The following is a 14,893-nucleotide window of genomic DNA, read 5'->3' as shown; positions in this document are numbered from 1 at the left end:
GAAACGCCACCGGCCCGGCAGCTCAGGGCTTCGCGGCGGCGCCCGACCACCATAGGATCGCGGGCATGACGCCCGAAGAGGTCGGTGCGCGGCTGGCCGCGGTGTGCGGGGCCGCCGGCATCGGCGACGTCGCGGTCAGCGTGTCCGGTGGCGGACCCCACGCCCGGGCCACCGTCGACGTGCCGCCGGAAGACTGGCACGCGGCCGTCCGGTCGGCCCGCGACGACACCGAACTGGCCCTCGACTTCTTCGACTGGCTGTCGGCCGTCGACGAGCTGCCCGACGGCTTCACCCTGGTCGTGCACCTGTGGTCGACCGACCACAGGCACGGCGTACTGCTGCGGACCCGGCTGCCCCGCGACGCGGCCGCCGCGCGGTCCGTCGTGGATCTCTTCCCGGGCGCGGCGTGGCACGAGCGGGAGACGCACGAGATGTTCGGCATCGGCTTCACCGGCCATCCCGATCTCGCGCCCCTGCTGCTGCCCCCGGAGTTCGAGGGGCATCCGCTCCGCAAGGAGTTCGTGCTCGCCGCGCGGGTCGCCAAGGCGTGGCCGGGGGCGAAGGAGCCCGGCGAGTCCGAGGCCGGCGGGGGCCGGCGGGCACCGGTGCGGCCGCCCGGCGTGCCCGATCCGGCCGAGTGGGGGCCCAACCGGCGGCAGCCCTCGGCGACCGACCCGGACGGGGACTCCTGATGCCGCTGTGGGTGGAGCTGGCCATCCGGATCGTCGGTGTGGTCGTCGCCTTCCTCGCCCTGCCGCTGATCGTCGGCCAGGTCGAGCACAAGGTGATGGCGCACATGCAGGGCCGGCTCGGCCCGATGTACGCCGGCGGCTTCCACGGCTGGGCGCAGCTCGTCGCCGACGGGGTCAAGTTCGTGCAGAAGGAGGACGTCACGCCGCGCGCGGCCGACGGGCCGGTGTTCCGGCTCGCACCGGTCGTGGCACTGGTGCCCTACCTGCTGGTGCTGCTGGTCATCCCGCTCGGCCCCGACGACCTGGTCGCCCAGCCGCTCGACATCGGACTCTTCTTCGTGCTGGCCGTCGTCGGCATCGGGGTGGTCGCGGTGCTGATGTCGGCGTGGGCGTCGGCCAACAAATACAGCCTGCTCGGCGGGCTGCGCGGCGCCGCGCAACTGCTCGGCTACGAGCTCCCGCTGGTGCTGGCCGCGGCCAGCGTGGCGATGGCGGCCGGCACGCTGTCGCTGCCCGGCATCGTCGAGGCGTGGCGGCCGTGGTGGCTGCTGTGGCAGGCACCGGCGCTGTTCGTCTTCTTCGTGGCCGGGCTGGCGGAGATCCGCCGGCCGCCGTTCGACATGCCGATCGCCGATTCCGAGCTGGTCTTCGGCTACCTGACCGAATACACCGGGCTGCGGTTCGCGTTCTTCCTGCTCGCCGAATACGTCGGCATCGTGGTCATCGCCGCGCTGACCACCGTGCTGTTCCTCGGCGGATGGCAGGGCCCGTTCGACGACCAGCTCGGTTGGCTGTGGACCCTGGTCAAGGTCTTCGCGGTGTCATTCGTGATCATCTGGGTGCGGGTCAGTTATCCCCGCCTGCGCGAAGACCAGTTGCAACGGCTGTGCTGGCTGGTGCTGGTGCCGGTCGCGCTGGGCCAACTGGTGCTGACCGCCGCGGTCCGGGTCGCCCTCTGAGGCGGCCCGGGGTGCTCGCGTACGGCGGGACGAAGGGGGAGGATGTGGGCCATGCACAGCGAGGTGGCGGCATGAGCGGGGTGACGCCGTGAGCGTGCCCGGTGAGGGACTGGCCAAGGGGCTCGCGGTCACGCTCAAGACGATGACCCGCCGGGCCGGCACCCAGCAGTATCCAGACGTCGAGCCGGACCTACCGCCCCGCAGCCGGGGTGTGATCGCCCTGCTCGAGGAGAACTGCACGGTCTGCATGCTCTGCGCCCGGGAGTGTCCGGACTGGTGCATCTACATCGACTCGCACAAGGAGGAGGTCGTGGTGCCGGGGGCGGCCCGGGCCCGGCAGCGCAACGTCCTCGACCGGTTCGACATCGACTTCTCGCTGTGCATGTACTGCGGGATCTGCGTCGAGGTCTGCCCCTTCGACGCCCTCTACTGGTCGCCGGAGTTCGAATACGCCGAATACGACATCCGGGATCTCCTGCACGACAAGGACCACCTCGGCGAGTGGATGGCCACCGTCCCCCCGCCGCCGGCCCACGACCCGAACGGCGAACCCTCCAAAGAGGAGGCCACCGCGGCCCGCAAGGCCGCCGGTGGCCCCGCGCCCGGCCGGGCCGCGGGCGGTCCGGCCACCCCCCGGGTACGTCCACAGCGGCCCACCGGCACCGCCGATCCGTCATGACCGGGCCCTGCACATGACCGGGGCGGATGTGTTGCTGATCGCGCTCGGGCTGGTGGCGGTGGGCGCCGGGCTGCTGGTGGTGACCACCCGGCACCTGGTCCGCGCCGGTCTCTACCTCGTGGTGTGCCTCGGCGCGGTCGCCGGCCTCTACCTCGTGCTGACCGCCGAACTCGTCGCCTGGGTACAGGTGCTGATCTACGTTGGCGCGGTCGTGGTGCTGCTGCTGTTCGCCGTGATGCTGACCCGGGCCCCGATCGGCGCCTCCGACGACCTCGACCGCCCCGGCTGGCCGGCCGTGCTGATCGGCGCCGGGACCGGCCTCGGCCTGTCGGCCCTGCTCGTCGACGCCTTCCGCTGGTCGGTGGTGGAACTGCCGGAGCCGGGCACCGCCGAGCGGCTGGGCGCCGGGATCTTCGGCTCGTGGGTGCTGCCGTTCGAGCTGCTGTCGGTGCTCCTGCTGTCCGCACTGGTCGGTGCCATCGTCATCTCCCGGCACGACATCGGCGCCCGGGGCGGGGAGGAGCGCCGGTGAGACCTGTCATCCCGTACGTCGTGGCCGCCCTGCTCTTCGGCATCGGTGTCTACGGCGTACTGCGCCGCCGCAACGCGATCCTGGTGCTGATGGCGGTCGAGTTGATGCTCAACGCGGTCAACCTGCTCCTGATCACCGCCGACACCACCGTGCGGGCCGCGCTGCCGCACACCGGCCAGACCTTCGCGCTGTTCATCATCGTGATCGCCGCCGCCGAGATCGGTGTCGGCCTGGCGATCGTGTTGCAGCTCTACCGGCTGCGGGCCACCGTCTCGGTCGACGACGTACGCCTCGACACCGCACCGGGCCTCACCCCGGCCGCCGACAAGGGCTCGACGGCGCTCGCCGACCCGGGCCGGGCGGCGGTGTCCTGATGGCGCCGGAGACGCTCGGCCCACTGCTGCCGCTGGCCCCGCTGCTGGCGGCCGCCGTCGGCCTGCTGCTGCCCCGCGGGGCGCGTACGGCCGCCGCCGCGCTCGGCATCGGCGGGTCGGCGCTGGCGCTGCTGGTGGCGGTCGGCCTCGCCGTGACCGTCGACGGCCCGGTCGAGGCGAGCACCCGCTGGGTCGAGTTCGGCGGGCTCACCGTCACCCTGGGCATCCGCCTCGACGGCGCCGCGGCCCTGGTCGCGTTGGCGGTGACCGTGGTCGCGCTGGCGGTGCAGATCTATTCGGTCGGCTACCTGCGCGACGACAGCCGCTACGCCCCGTACGCGGCCCAGGTCAGCCTCTTCACGGCCGCGATGCTGATCGTGGTCGTCGCCGGTGACCTCATCCTGCTGCTGGTCGGCTGGGAGGTGATGGGCATCTGCTCCTACCTGCTGATCGGCCACGACCGCCGGCTGCCGGCGGCGCCCGCCGCCGCGGTCAAGGCGTTCCTGGTGACCCGGGTCGGCGACGTCGGGTTCCTGCTCGGCATCGCGTTGCTGGGCATCGCCGCCGGCAGTTTCCGGATCTCCGACGTGCTGGCCGCGGTCGGCTCGGGCGAGGTCGGCGGCGGCACGCTGACCGCCGCCGCGCTGCTGCTGCTCGCCGGCGTGGCCGGCAAGAGCGCCCTCTTCCCGCTGCACACCTGGCTGCCGGACGCGATGGCCGGCCCGACGCCGATCTCGGCGCTGATCCACGCGGCGACGATGGTGGCCGCCGGGATCTACGTGGTGACCCGCCTCGACCCGGTCTTCGCCGCCGGTGATCCGGCGCTGCTGGTGCTCGGCGTGCTCGCCGTGGTCACCATCGTGCTCGGCGGCCTCGCCGCGACCGCGCAGGACGACATCAAACGGGTCCTCGCCTGGTCGACGGTGTCGCAGATCGGCTACATGGCCGGCGCGCTCGCGGTCGGCGCGACCGGCGCGGCCCTGTTCCACCTGCTCACCCACGCCGCCTTCAAGGCACTGCTGTTCCTCGCCGCCGGCTCGGTGATCCACGCCGTCGGCAGCAACTCGATGGGCGAGATGGGCGGGCTGCGGCGCCGTATGCCGGCGACCTTCTGGTCGATGACGGTCGGGCTGGCCGCCCTGGTCGGGCTGCCCCCGCTGGCCGGGTTCTGGAGCAAGGAGGCGGTCCTGCACGCCGCCTCGTCCGCCGGGGCGGGCTGGCTGCCGCCACTGGTCTACGCCGTGGGGCTGGTGACCGTGGCGATCACCGTCTGGTACGCCACCCGGCTGTGGCTGCGTACGTTCTTCGGCGCACCCCGCTCGGCGGGGGCCCGGACCGCCCACGAACCGCCGGCCGCGATGGCCGGTCCGGTCCTGCTGCTGGTGGTGCCGAGCGCGCTGCTGGGGCTGGCCGGATACACCGACTGGCTCGCCGGCCGGCTGCTGCCACCGGCGACCGCCGAACACCCGTCCGACCTGCTGCCGGCCCACACCAACCTCATGCACCTCGGCCCCGAGGTGGCGCTGCCGCTGGCCGCGCTGCTGGTCGGCGGGGTCGGCGCGTGGCTGCTGTGGCGGCGGGACACAACCGCCGATCCCGCGACCGCGCTCGGCCCGGCCCGGCGGGTGTTCGCCGCCGCGTTCGGGCTGGACGCGCTCCAGCGGGCCGTGGTCGTACGGCCGGTCGTCGCACTGGCCCGGGCCGCCCGCCGTACGGACGAGACCGCGGTCGACGGCACCGTCACGGGCACCGGGCGGGCGACCGTGGCACTCGGCCGGGGCCTGGCGGTGCTGCACCGGGCCGGGTTGCCCCGGGCCGCCTCCGCGGTCCTGGTCGGCGCGCTGCTCGTCGCCGTGGCCGCCGCGACCCTGGGAGTGCTGTGATGACGACCGGTCAGGTGATGCTGGTTGCGGTCCTCGCCATACCCGCCGTAGGTGCCGTAGCCGTCGCCGGGCTCACCCGGCGCGCCGACCGGGCGGCCCGGATCGTCGCCACCGTCGTGGCCGCGATCGCCTTCCTGGTCAGCCTGTCGCTCTACGGGACCGGCGACCGGGGATGGTTCCGGTACCAGGCGGCGACGGCCGGCCCGGGCATCCTGCCCTGGCACGAACTGGACCTCACCTGGGTACCCGGGCTCGACCTGCGGTTCCATCTCGGGGTGGACGGGATCTCCTACCCGCTGGTCGTCCTCACCACGCTGCTGACGCTGCTCTGCTGCGTGTACTCGATCCGGCACGTCCCGGCCGGCGGACCCGGCGGATACCTGGTCGCGCTGCTGCTGGTGATCGAGGTCGGGATCGTCGGCACCTTCCTCGCCCTCGACCTGGTCCTCTTCTTCGTCTTCTTCGAGGTCGTACTGCTGCCGATGTTCGTGGTCATCGCCGGCTGGGGCGGCGAGGACCGGCGCCGGGCGGCCCGCAAGTTCGTCCTCTACACGCTCTTCGGCTCGGTGCTGCTGCTGGTCGGGGTGGTCACCGTCGTCTCCGCCGCCGGCACCGCCGACATCGTGGCGCTCACCGGCGGGGGCAACCTGTCGCGGACCACCCAGCTCGCCGCGTTCGTGCTGCTCGCGGTCGCGTTCGCGGTGAAGAGTCCGCTGTGGCCGCTGCACACGTGGCTGCCCGACGCGCACACCCAGGCACCGACCGTCGGCAGCGTGATCCTCGCCGGGGTCCTGCTCAAGATGGGCACGTACGGCATCATCCGGGTCGCGGTCGGGGTCGCGCCGGAGGGCGCCCGGTGGGCGGCACCGGTGCTCGGCGTCCTCGCCGTGGCCGCGGTCGTCGTCGGTTCGCTGGTGTGTCTGCGGCAGACCGACCTGAAGCGGCTCATCGCCTATTCCAGCGTCGGCCACATGGGCTTCGTGCTGCTGGGCGTGGCGACCCTGACCGCGACCGGTATCGAGGCGGCGCTGATCGGCAACGTCGCGCACGGCGTCATCACCGGGCTGCTCTTCTTCCTGGCCGGCGCGATCAAGGACCGGCTGCACACCGGCAGCCTGACCGAGTTGGGTGGTCTGCGGGAGCGGATGCCGGCGTTGTCCGGCCTGTTTGCGTTCGCCGCCGTCGCGTCGCTCGGCCTTCCCGGGCTGGCCGGTTTCTGGGGCGAGGCGTTCGCGGTGGTCGCGGCGCTGCAACGGGGCGGCCCGCTGTGGACGACGCTGGCGGTGGTCGCGGCGGTCGGCGGCGCGCTGACCGCCGCCTACTTCCTGCGGCTGCTGCGCCGGCTCACCCACGGCCCGGCCAGTCCGGTCGTCGCCGCCGCTCCGGCCAGCCGGTTCGGGGCGGGTGAGCTGGTCGCCTGGTCCCCGCTGATCGTCCTGGCGCTGGCCGTCGGCCTGGTACCCGCCCTGGTGATCGGCTTTGCCGGCGCCCCGGTGGAGGCGTTGACGGGGGTGCTCGGTCGGTGAGCGCGAGGAGTGCAGCGCAGCGGAGCCCCGCAGTCGCGAACGGAAGGTGGGGTTCGTGAGCGCGAGGAGTGCAGCGCAGCGGAGCCCCGCAGTCGCGATCGAAGGGGCGACATGACCCAGACCATCGACCACGTCGCGCTGCTGCCCGCATACCTCGCGGCCGGCACCGCCGTACTCGTGCTGCTGGCCGACCTGCTCGTCGGCCGGCGCGGCCCGACGCTCGCGGTCGCCATGATCGGTGCCGCCGGTACGGCGGTCGGTGCGGTGCTGGTCGGTCGGGGTGCCGACCGGGAGACGTTCTGCACCATCGACGGCTGCTCCTGGCTCGCCACCAGCCGGGGGGCGCTCGTCGCCACCGTCTTCGCGGTGCTCACGCTGGGCGTGCTCCTGCTGTCCGGGCCGCTGCTGCGGGCCGGGGCGGTGCCGGCGGGGGAGTACTGCTTCCTGCTGGCCTGCTCGATGACCGGCGGTGTCGTCCTCGGCGCGGCCGGCGATCTGATCACGCTGATCGTGGCGCTGGAGACCCTCACCATCCCGCTCTACATCCTGGTCGGCCTGCGCCGCCGGACCGTCGCCAGCGCCGAGGCGGCCATGACCTTCTTCCTGGTCAGTGTCGTGGCGACGGCGGTCACCCTGCTGGGGGCGGCGCTGCTCTACGCCGTACGCGGCACGCTGCACCTGGCCACGCTCGCCGCCGCCCCGGCGCTCGATTCGGGCGCCGAGGGCCGGCTGGGCCGGGTGGCGGTCGTCCTGCTGCTTGCCGGCCTGGCGTTCAAGGTGGCGGCCGTGCCACTGCACGCCTGGGCACCGGCCACCTACGACGGGGCACCGCTGCCGGTCGCCGCCTACCTGTCCACCGCGTCGAAGCTCGGCGGGGTCGTCGCCGTGATCGCGGTCGTCGTCGACGGCCTCGGGCCCTGGCTGGCCGTCAGCGGCCCGGCGCTGGCCGTGCTCGCTGTACTGACGATGACTGTCGGTAACCTCGTCGCGTTGCGGCAGACCCGGATGGTGCGGCTGCTGGCGTGGTCGTCGGTGGCCCAGGCCGGCTACATCCTGGCTCCGCTCGGGGCGGCCGCTGCCATCGCCGGGCGCGACGCTGACGCGCTGTCGGTGGCTGTCGCCGCGACCGTCGCGTACGCGGTCTTCTTCGTCGTCCTCGAACTCGCCGCCTTCGCGTCGGTGGTGGCGCTGCGTCCGCCGGACGCCGACGGCGGCGAGATCGCCGCCTACCGGGGGGCCGGGCGGCGGCACCCGGTGGTTGCCGCCGCGTTCGTGTTGGCCCTGGTCGGGCTCGCCGGGCTGCCGCCCGGCCTGGCCGGTCTGTTCGCCAAGGTGGTCGTGGTCCGCTCGCTGCTCGACGGCGGCGCCGGCTGGCTGGCCGTCGTGGTGGCACTCAACGCGGTGGTCGGGCTCGCCTACTACCTGCGCGTCTGCGGCACCCTCTACGCCGCCGGTGAGGCGGCCGGAACCGCCCGGCGGGTGCCCTGGACGGTCGGGCTCGCGCTGGCGGGCGCGACCGCGGTCGCCGTGGTCGTCGGGTTCGCCCCGCAGACGGTCCTGGACGCCGTCCAGCTCTGACCAACCTACTTTCAGGTAACTCACAGTGATAACCAGGATGGTTGCTGGGTAGTTCGGTGTTGTACCGGTCAGCGGGTCCACGAGACCCGTGCACCGAAGGAGTGATCGTGCACAACCACCGCAACGGACTCAAGACAGCCGCTCTTCTGGGCCTGCTCACCGCGATGATCCTGGGCGTCGGCTACTGGTTCGGCGGGAGTTCCGGTCTGGTCATCGCCGTGGTCGTCTCGCTCGCCATGAACGCCGGCACCTACTTCTGGTCGGACAAGCTGGCGTTGCGTGCGATGCGTGCCCGCCCGGTCAGCGAGGCGGAGTTCCCGGCCCTCTACCAGATGGTCCGGGAGCTTTCGACCGAGGCCGGCCAGCCGATGCCGCGCCTCTACATGAGCCCGACCGCCCAGCCCAACGCTTTCGCCACCGGCCGTAACCCGCGCAACGCCGCCGTCGCCGTCACCCACGGCATCACACAGATCCTCGACTACCGGGAGCTGCGCGGAGTCATCGGCCACGAACTGTCCCACGTCTACAACCGGGACATCCTGATCTCCAGCGTCGCCGCCGGTCTGGCCGGCATCATCACCACGCTGGCCAACCTGGCGTTGTTCCTGCCGCTCGGCGGCAACGACGAGGACTCGCCGAACCCGGCGGTCCTGCTGATGATGCTGATCCTGGGCCCGCTGGCCGCGACGGTGATCCAGCTCGCGATCAGCCGGAACCGCGAATACCAGGCCGACGCGTCCGGCGCCCGCCTGACCGGCGACCCGCTCGCGCTGGCCAGCGCACTACGCAAGATCCACGCTGGTACGCAGCAGATTCCGCTGCCGGCGCAGGGCCAGCTCGCCAGCACCGCCCACCTGATGATCGACAACCCGCTGCGTGGTGGCGGCCTGGCCGGGCTGTTCTCGACCCACCCGCCGATGAGCGAGCGGGTGAGCCGGCTGGAGCGGATGGCGGCCCAGTCCGCCGGCCCGGTGCGTTACCAACGCTGAGACGGCGATCACCGGTAATCTCCTCCCGCCCCCGCGGCCCTCACGTTAGGGTCGCGGGGGCTTTCGCTCGTTACGTCACGGAGGGGGTAGACGGCTGTGGCCGCGTTGCGTCAGTACGTGGAAGTGTGGCGGATTCCGGGTGCGCCCCTGCTGCTGACCGCGGGGGTGCTGGCCCGGCTCGGGATCGGCATCACCCCGCTCGCCCTCCTCCTGGTCGTCGAGAGAGTCACCGGCAGCTACGCGCTCGCCGCGGTCGCCGGCGGGATCTACGCCCTCGCCGGGGCCGCGTTGAGCCCGATCGCCGGGCGGATCGCCGACCGGGTCGGCCCGACCCCGGTGCTGCTGGTCACCGCCGTCGCCCACCCGCTGGCCCTGGTCGGCCTGCTGATCGCCAGCGGCTTCGGCGCCGACGCGCTGACCGCCATCTATATCGCCGCGGCGCTGGCCGGTGCGACGTACCCGCCGCTGAGCGCCGCCATCCGCGGTGCCTGGAACGACCACACCGAGCCCGCCTCCGGCCGCTACCACCTGCGCAACACGGCGCTGGCCGCCGAAACCTCCCTCTTCGAGGTGGTCTTCGTGCTCGGCCCGCTCCTGGTGGCCGCCTTCGTGCTGTTCGCCGACGCCGCCACCGCGCTGGTCGGGGCGGCCGTGGTGACGCTGGTCGGCACCATCACCGTCGCGCTCGGCCGGGCTATGCGCGGCTGGCGGCCGCACCCGGCCGACGGCCACGCCCGTGGGCTCGGCCCGCTGCGGCTCACCGGCTTCCCGGCCCTGCTGCTCTGCGTCGGCGGGCTGGGCATCGCGTTCGGCGCCGCCGGGGTCACCGTGCCGGCGTACGCCACCTCGCACAGTGCCGGTGACGCGGAGAGCCTCGCCGGCGTGCTGCTGGCCGTCTGGGGCGTCGGCAGTGCCGCCGGCGGCATCTGGTTCGGCACCCGGCGACCGGCGCGACGGATGGCCCGCCAGTTCGCCTGGCTGCTCGCCGCGGTCGCCGCCAGCTTCCTGGTGTTCGCCGTCATGCCCGACCCGATCGCACTGGGGATCGCGCTCGTCATCGGTGGCGCGGTGATCGCACCGGCGCTCACCCTGGAGAACACGATGGTCGGCCGGATCTCGCCCGGGAGCATGCTCAACGAGGCGTACACCTGGGTCGTCACGACCGCGGTCGCGGCGAGCGCGGTCGGCGGCTCCGTGGCCGGCCTGATCGTCGACCAGCGCGGGGGAGTGCCGTGGGCGTTCGTCTTCGCCGGTACGGCGGTCGCGTTCGCCGCCCTCGTCGCGGCCCTGCCGGCCGGCTCGATCGCCCGTGCCGACGCGCTCGCGGTCGCCCGGCTGGAGCAGACGCTGGCGACCGACCCGGTCTGATCCCGGTCATGCGAACCGCCGCCCGGCCGGCCCTCCGGCCAGGCGGGCGGCGGCGGTCGTACGGCGCTACCGGTAGTTGGTGAACTGGAGCGCGACGCCGAAGTCCTCGGCCTTGAGCAGGTTGATGACGGCCTGGAGGTCGTCCTTCTTCTTGCCGGTGACCCGGAGTTGGTCGCCCTGGATCTGCGCCTGCACGCCCTTCGGGCCCTCCTCGCGGATCTTCTTGCTGATCGCCTTCGCCTTGTCGGAGTCGATGCCCTGGATGACCTTCGCGTCGATCCGGTAGGTCTTACCGGATGCCCGCGGGTCGCCGGCGTCCAGCGCCTTGAGCGAGATGTTGCGCTTCACCAGCTTGTCCTTGAAGACGTCGAGGGCGGCCTTGACCCGCTCCTCCGTCTCGGCCTGGAGACTGATCGCCTCCTCACCGGCCCAGTTGATCTCCGCGCCGGTGCCCCGGAAGTCGAAGCGTGTGGAGAGCTCTTTCTCGGCCTGTCGGAGGGCGTTGTCGATCTCCTGCCGGTCGACCTTGCTGACGATGTCGAACGACGGGTTCGCTGCCATGATCATGCTCCTGCGTCTGGCGATATGAAGGTGTTTTGGGCTGTTCGTCGGTGCTGCGACATGCCGACCGTACCCGGTTGCGTTGGGGTCGGGTGGTACCGCTATCCTTGCTTCCGCTGCCGCATGAAACACGGCGGCACGCCCAGGCGGGTTGCCCGAGCGGCCAATGGGAGCGGACTGTAAATCCGTCGCGAAAGCTACAGAGGTTCGAATCCTCTACCCGCCACAGGAGCAGGTGACACGGCCCCGGTCCAGCAGAGCTGGACCGGGGCTGTTTCCGTTGGGGATGGTCGCCGGTTCGTCGGGCGACGAAGGCGGCCACCGGGGTCGCCCGCTCCGGTGTCACCGTGCCAGTCGGCTCGCCCGTGTCGTCCGCCGCCGGGGAGTCGGGGAGTCGGTCGGTCCGTAGTCGCCGAGCGGGTGGCTCGGCTAGGGGCCGGAGACCCTGGGCGGAAGAGCTGCGCCATGTTACATAGGTGAGTATCGAAATTCTCCGAGGGCTGCGTCCGCGAGCCCTGGATTGCCCCGGCTCGTTGGTCGCCCGCTTCGGCGATCGGCGAAAACCGGCACGAAGGTTCGACAGGGACTAAAATCCGAAAGATGTCGTTTGTCAGACCGGCAGAGGTTTGACTGAGAGGTCTTATTGGACGAACCACGAATGATCGCTGACGGGCGGCGGACCTCGTACGTTGCGTCCGGGCGGGTCATCCGTGCTGCCGAACGGTTAAAGTTCGGCGCACTGTTCGGTTGACACCGCGCAACGGCTTTGCCGGTTCACCAGGCTGTGGCACCATCATGGAACCTTCACCTTCCTTGGCCTTTTCGATAGGAGCAGCAGATGCGTGCAAAATGGTCGGGCCGCCGGATCGGCTCGGGCTTGGCGCTCGTCGCGCTCGTCGGTGGCATCGTCGGTGCCCAACTCATCAACAGGCCCCAGGCCGGCTACGACTGGGCCGGCTACGACTGGGCGAAGGTCACCGACACGGTCGTCGTCGACAGCCCCGCTACGCCTCAGAGTCTCACCATCGCACCGTAATCCGCGTCCGCGCGGACACTCCGGCGCGAGTGGCGAAGGAGCCGGATGCCAAGGCCCCAGCCGTCACCCCGGCGTTCCCCTGACCACGCCTGGTTGATCACGGGGCCGCTGGCGCTTCTCGCTGTGGTGATGTCGACAGCCCTCGGGCTGATCGACGACCAGGAGGCGGGTCGAGTCGCCCGGGATTCCGGCACCGAACTGTTCCTTTCCCTCCTACTGCTCGCCGTCATGGTGGCGGTGGCGATCCCGAATCTCCATTTCGTGATTCGCCGCCAGGCGTTCGTTCTCACGCTGACCGAGATCTCCTTCGTCCTGGCCCTGTTCTACTTCCGGCCGCTGACGGTCGTGGTGATCGCCACCATCGCGGCCTTCGTCACCCAGATCAGACGCCGGGTCAGTCCGACGAAGCTCTGGTTCAACGTGGCCAAGGAGGCCGCCAGCACCTCACTGGCCGGCCTCGTGCTCTACGCCTTCCCGCCGATCGAGGGGGTCGGACCGGGCACCTGGGGAATCCTGTTCGCCGCCGTGAGCACCCACACCCTGGTCGGGCTCGCGGCCGTGATCGGGGTCATCACGGTGGTCCAGGGGTCGCCGGCCGGGCTGGAGGTCGCCCGCACCGCCGCGCCGACCCTGATCACCGCGGCGATCAACGTGTCGCTCGGGCTGGTCGTCCTCATCGCCTTGGAAACCACCTGGTGGGCGATCGTGCTGGTCATCGTGCTGACCGGCGCGCTCGGGCTGGTCTACCGCTCGTACGCCCAGTTCTTCCGCCAGCACCGCACCCTCGCCGACATGTACGACCTCACCCGGGCGATGAGCGAGAGCGGTCAGGACGGAACGCTCGCCGACTCGCTGCTGGGCCGGGTACGCGTCCTCATGCAGGCCGAATACGCGACGCTGTGGCTGCCGGCGCAGGGGCGGCACCCCGAGGTGCTGCTGACCGCCCGGGTCGACGATCCGGGCCTGCTCGACCTGGCGCGTACGCCGGCGGTTGCCCGGGCCCGGGCGATCAAGGCGAAGAAGACGGTGGCGGTCGGCAGCCGGCTCGGCGGCGACGAGGAACTGCGGGCCGGCCTGCGGGAGGCAGACGGCGTCAAGGACGTCATCGTCGTACCGTTGCGGTCCGGCCAGGCCGTGATCGGCTCGCTGGAGGTGGTCAACCGGCTCGGCGAGACCAGCCACTTCCTGCCCGGCGACGTGCCGATCTTCGAGACGATCGCCGCGCACGCCGCCGTCGCGCTGGAGAACTCCCGGCTGGTCGACCGGCTGCGGTACGACGCCTACCACGACGGGCTCACCGCCCTGCCGAACCGTCGGCGGGTCCTCGGCGCGCTGGAGGAGGCCGTACAGGTCTGCGCTCCCGACGAGGTGGTGGCGGTCCTGCTGTTCGACGTCGACGCGCTACGTCAGGTGAACGAGTCCCTCGGGCACGCCGCCGGTGACCGGGTGCTGGTCGAGGTGGCGGCCCGGTTGCGGTCGTCGTCGCCGTCGGCCGCGCTCGTCGGCCGGATCGGTGGCGACGAGTTCGTGGTGACCCTGCGGGCGGAGAGCGCCGAGGCGGCGCTCGCGCTGGCGACCGAGCTGCGCGAGCAGACCCACGACCAGATGGTGTTCGGCACCCTCACCCTCGACGTCGACACGGCGGTCGGGGTGGCGATCCATCCGGACCATGGCAGCGATCCGGCGACCCTCGTGCAGCGGGCCGGCCTGGCCGCTACCGCGGCCAAGTCGATGCCCGGCAGCGTCCAACTGTTCAACGCCGGCCTGGAATCCCGGTCCGTACGCCGTCTCGGGCTCGCCGGCGACCTGAGCCGCGCGCTCGACAACGACGAGTTGAAGGTCTACTTCCAGCCCAAGGTGACGCTGGACGACGACCGGCGCCTGGTGGGCGTGGAGTGCCTGGCCCGCTGGGAGCACCCCGCGCACGGCGCGGTCTCGCCCGAGGACTTCGTGGCGGTGGCCGAGCACACCGGGCAGCTCGGCCGGTTGACCGAGTCGGTGCTCCGCGAGGGGCTACGCCGGTCCCGGGAGTGGAGTGATCCGAATCACCCGCTGGCGGTGGCGGTCAACCTGTCGGCGCGCACGCTGACCGACCCGTACTTCCCGGCCCGGGTCCAGGAGCTGCTGGCCGAGTTCGAGGTCGCGCCCGAGCTGCTGACCTTCGAGATCAAGGAAGCCGGCGTCCTGGACGGCACCGACCGGCCGATGCCCACCCTGCGCCGGTTGCGCGACATCGGGGTACGCCTCTCCGTCGACGACTTCGGCACCGGCTACTCGTCGCTGTCCTACCTGCGCCGGCTGCCGGTCCACGAGGTCAAGGTCGACCGTTCGTTCGTGCAGGGGATGGCGACCGACCCGGGGGACCTGGCGATCGTCAACGCCGTGGTGACGCTGTCGCAGCAGTTCGGGCTGACCGTCGTGGCCGAAGGGGTGGAGAGCGAGCTGACCCTGGAGCTGCTTCAGGACATCGGCTGCCAGATCGGGCAGGGGTTCCTCTTCAGCCGGCCGCTGCCGTACGAGCGGCTGGAGGCGTGGTTCGGCGCCCAGTCCGAGTCGGACCTGTCGCTCACCAGCGACGTACGCCGCCTGCGGGCAGTGCCCTGACCTGCTGTTTTGTCCTCCGGTCGGTCCGCCGGCCGGGGACCGGGGGATCTGATTTCTCCTCCCGCCGGGGGCCGTGTATTCTTCTCCTGCGCGCCTTTCGAGGAGATAGCGT

General features: G+C 71.9%; 13 protein-coding genes and 1 tRNA gene. 13 read left to right on the top strand and 1 reads right to left on the bottom strand.

What is annotated here, in order from left to right; all coding sequences use genetic code 11:
* Nucleotides 1–65 precede the first annotated feature (65 nt).
* The 10 genes from AB0I42_RS11730 to AB0I42_RS11685 all read left to right on the top strand — a co-directional run bounded on the left by AB0I42_RS11730 (nt 66) and on the right by AB0I42_RS11685 (nt 10,580).
* A complete protein-coding gene (locus tag AB0I42_RS11730; RefSeq protein ID WP_357536493.1) occupies nt 66–692 on the top strand; it encodes an NADH-quinone oxidoreductase subunit C in 627 nt (208 codons plus the stop codon).
* Nucleotides 692–1,651: a complex I subunit 1 family protein gene (locus AB0I42_RS11725; protein ID WP_357536491.1), complete on the top strand. Its 960-nt coding sequence runs from the start codon at nt 692–694 to the stop codon at nt 1,649–1,651. The genes AB0I42_RS11730 and AB0I42_RS11725 overlap by 1 nt, the downstream gene beginning before the upstream one ends.
* 142 nt (nt 1,652–1,793) lie before the next feature.
* Entirely contained in the window at nt 1,794–2,330 is a 537-nt protein-coding gene (locus AB0I42_RS11720) for a 4Fe-4S binding protein (protein WP_357536796.1), read from the top strand.
* A 13-nt stretch (nt 2,331–2,343) separates the two neighbouring features.
* Complete coding sequence (locus AB0I42_RS11715; RefSeq protein ID WP_357536489.1) at nt 2,344–2,862, top strand: NADH-quinone oxidoreductase subunit J; 519 nt, start codon at nt 2,344–2,346, stop codon at nt 2,860–2,862.
* A complete protein-coding gene (gene nuoK, locus AB0I42_RS11710) occupies nt 2,859–3,236 on the top strand; it encodes an NADH-quinone oxidoreductase subunit NuoK (RefSeq protein WP_357536794.1) in 378 nt (125 codons plus the stop codon). Before AB0I42_RS11715 ends, nuoK begins: the two co-directional genes overlap by 4 nt.
* Nucleotides 3,233–5,119, top strand: a complete 1,887-nt coding sequence (locus AB0I42_RS11705) for an NADH-quinone oxidoreductase subunit L (RefSeq protein WP_357536793.1) — start codon at nt 3,233–3,235, stop codon at nt 5,117–5,119. Before nuoK ends, AB0I42_RS11705 begins: the two co-directional genes overlap by 4 nt.
* Nucleotides 5,119–6,645 (top strand): NADH-quinone oxidoreductase subunit M, encoded by a 1,527-nt coding sequence (locus AB0I42_RS11700; RefSeq protein ID WP_357536487.1) that lies wholly within the window; start codon nt 5,119–5,121, stop codon nt 6,643–6,645. The genes AB0I42_RS11705 and AB0I42_RS11700 overlap by 1 nt, the downstream gene beginning before the upstream one ends.
* A 111-nt stretch (nt 6,646–6,756) precedes the next feature.
* The gene (locus tag AB0I42_RS11695) at nt 6,757–8,223 is read left to right on the top strand and encodes a proton-conducting transporter membrane subunit (protein ID WP_357536485.1); all 1,467 of its coding nucleotides are present in this window, start codon (nt 6,757–6,759) and stop codon (nt 8,221–8,223) included.
* A 107-nt stretch (nt 8,224–8,330) separates the two neighbouring features.
* Nucleotides 8,331–9,212 (top strand): zinc metalloprotease HtpX, encoded by an 882-nt coding sequence (gene htpX / locus AB0I42_RS11690; RefSeq protein WP_357536482.1) that lies wholly within the window; start codon nt 8,331–8,333, stop codon nt 9,210–9,212.
* A gap of 96 nt (nt 9,213–9,308) precedes the next feature.
* On the top strand, nt 9,309–10,580 hold the full coding sequence (locus AB0I42_RS11685; RefSeq protein ID WP_357536481.1) for an MFS transporter: 1,272 nt from the start codon (nt 9,309–9,311) through the stop codon (nt 10,578–10,580).
* A gap of 66 nt (nt 10,581–10,646) precedes the next feature.
* On the opposite strand, the gene AB0I42_RS11680 is transcribed toward AB0I42_RS11685, so the two are convergent.
* Complete coding sequence (locus tag AB0I42_RS11680) at nt 10,647–11,141, bottom strand: YajQ family cyclic di-GMP-binding protein (RefSeq protein ID WP_357536479.1); 495 nt, start codon at nt 11,139–11,141, stop codon at nt 10,647–10,649.
* A gap of 145 nt (nt 11,142–11,286) precedes the next feature.
* On the opposite strand from AB0I42_RS11680, the gene AB0I42_RS11675 reads away from it, so the two are divergent.
* From AB0I42_RS11675 to AB0I42_RS11665, 3 genes are all read left to right on the top strand, one after another.
* Nucleotides 11,287–11,367 (top strand) — tRNA-Tyr (locus AB0I42_RS11675).
* A gap of 612 nt (nt 11,368–11,979) precedes the next feature.
* Nucleotides 11,980–12,177: a hypothetical protein gene (locus AB0I42_RS11670; RefSeq protein ID WP_357536476.1), complete on the top strand. Its 198-nt coding sequence runs from the start codon at nt 11,980–11,982 to the stop codon at nt 12,175–12,177.
* A 45-nt stretch (nt 12,178–12,222) separates the two neighbouring features.
* Nucleotides 12,223–14,781, top strand: coding sequence for a bifunctional diguanylate cyclase/phosphodiesterase (locus AB0I42_RS11665; RefSeq protein WP_357536474.1), 2,559 nt, complete (start codon nt 12,223–12,225; stop codon nt 14,779–14,781).
* The last annotated feature ends 112 nt before the right edge of the window (nt 14,782–14,893 follow it).

The sequence above is a fragment of the Polymorphospora sp. NPDC050346 genome (assembly GCF_040655695.1).
In the GTDB taxonomy this organism is placed as follows: Bacteria; Actinomycetota; Actinomycetes; order Mycobacteriales; family Micromonosporaceae; genus Polymorphospora; species Polymorphospora lycopeni.
The sequence above is the reverse complement of the archived record's forward strand: the minus strand, read 5'-3'. Positions and strand labels throughout refer to the sequence as shown.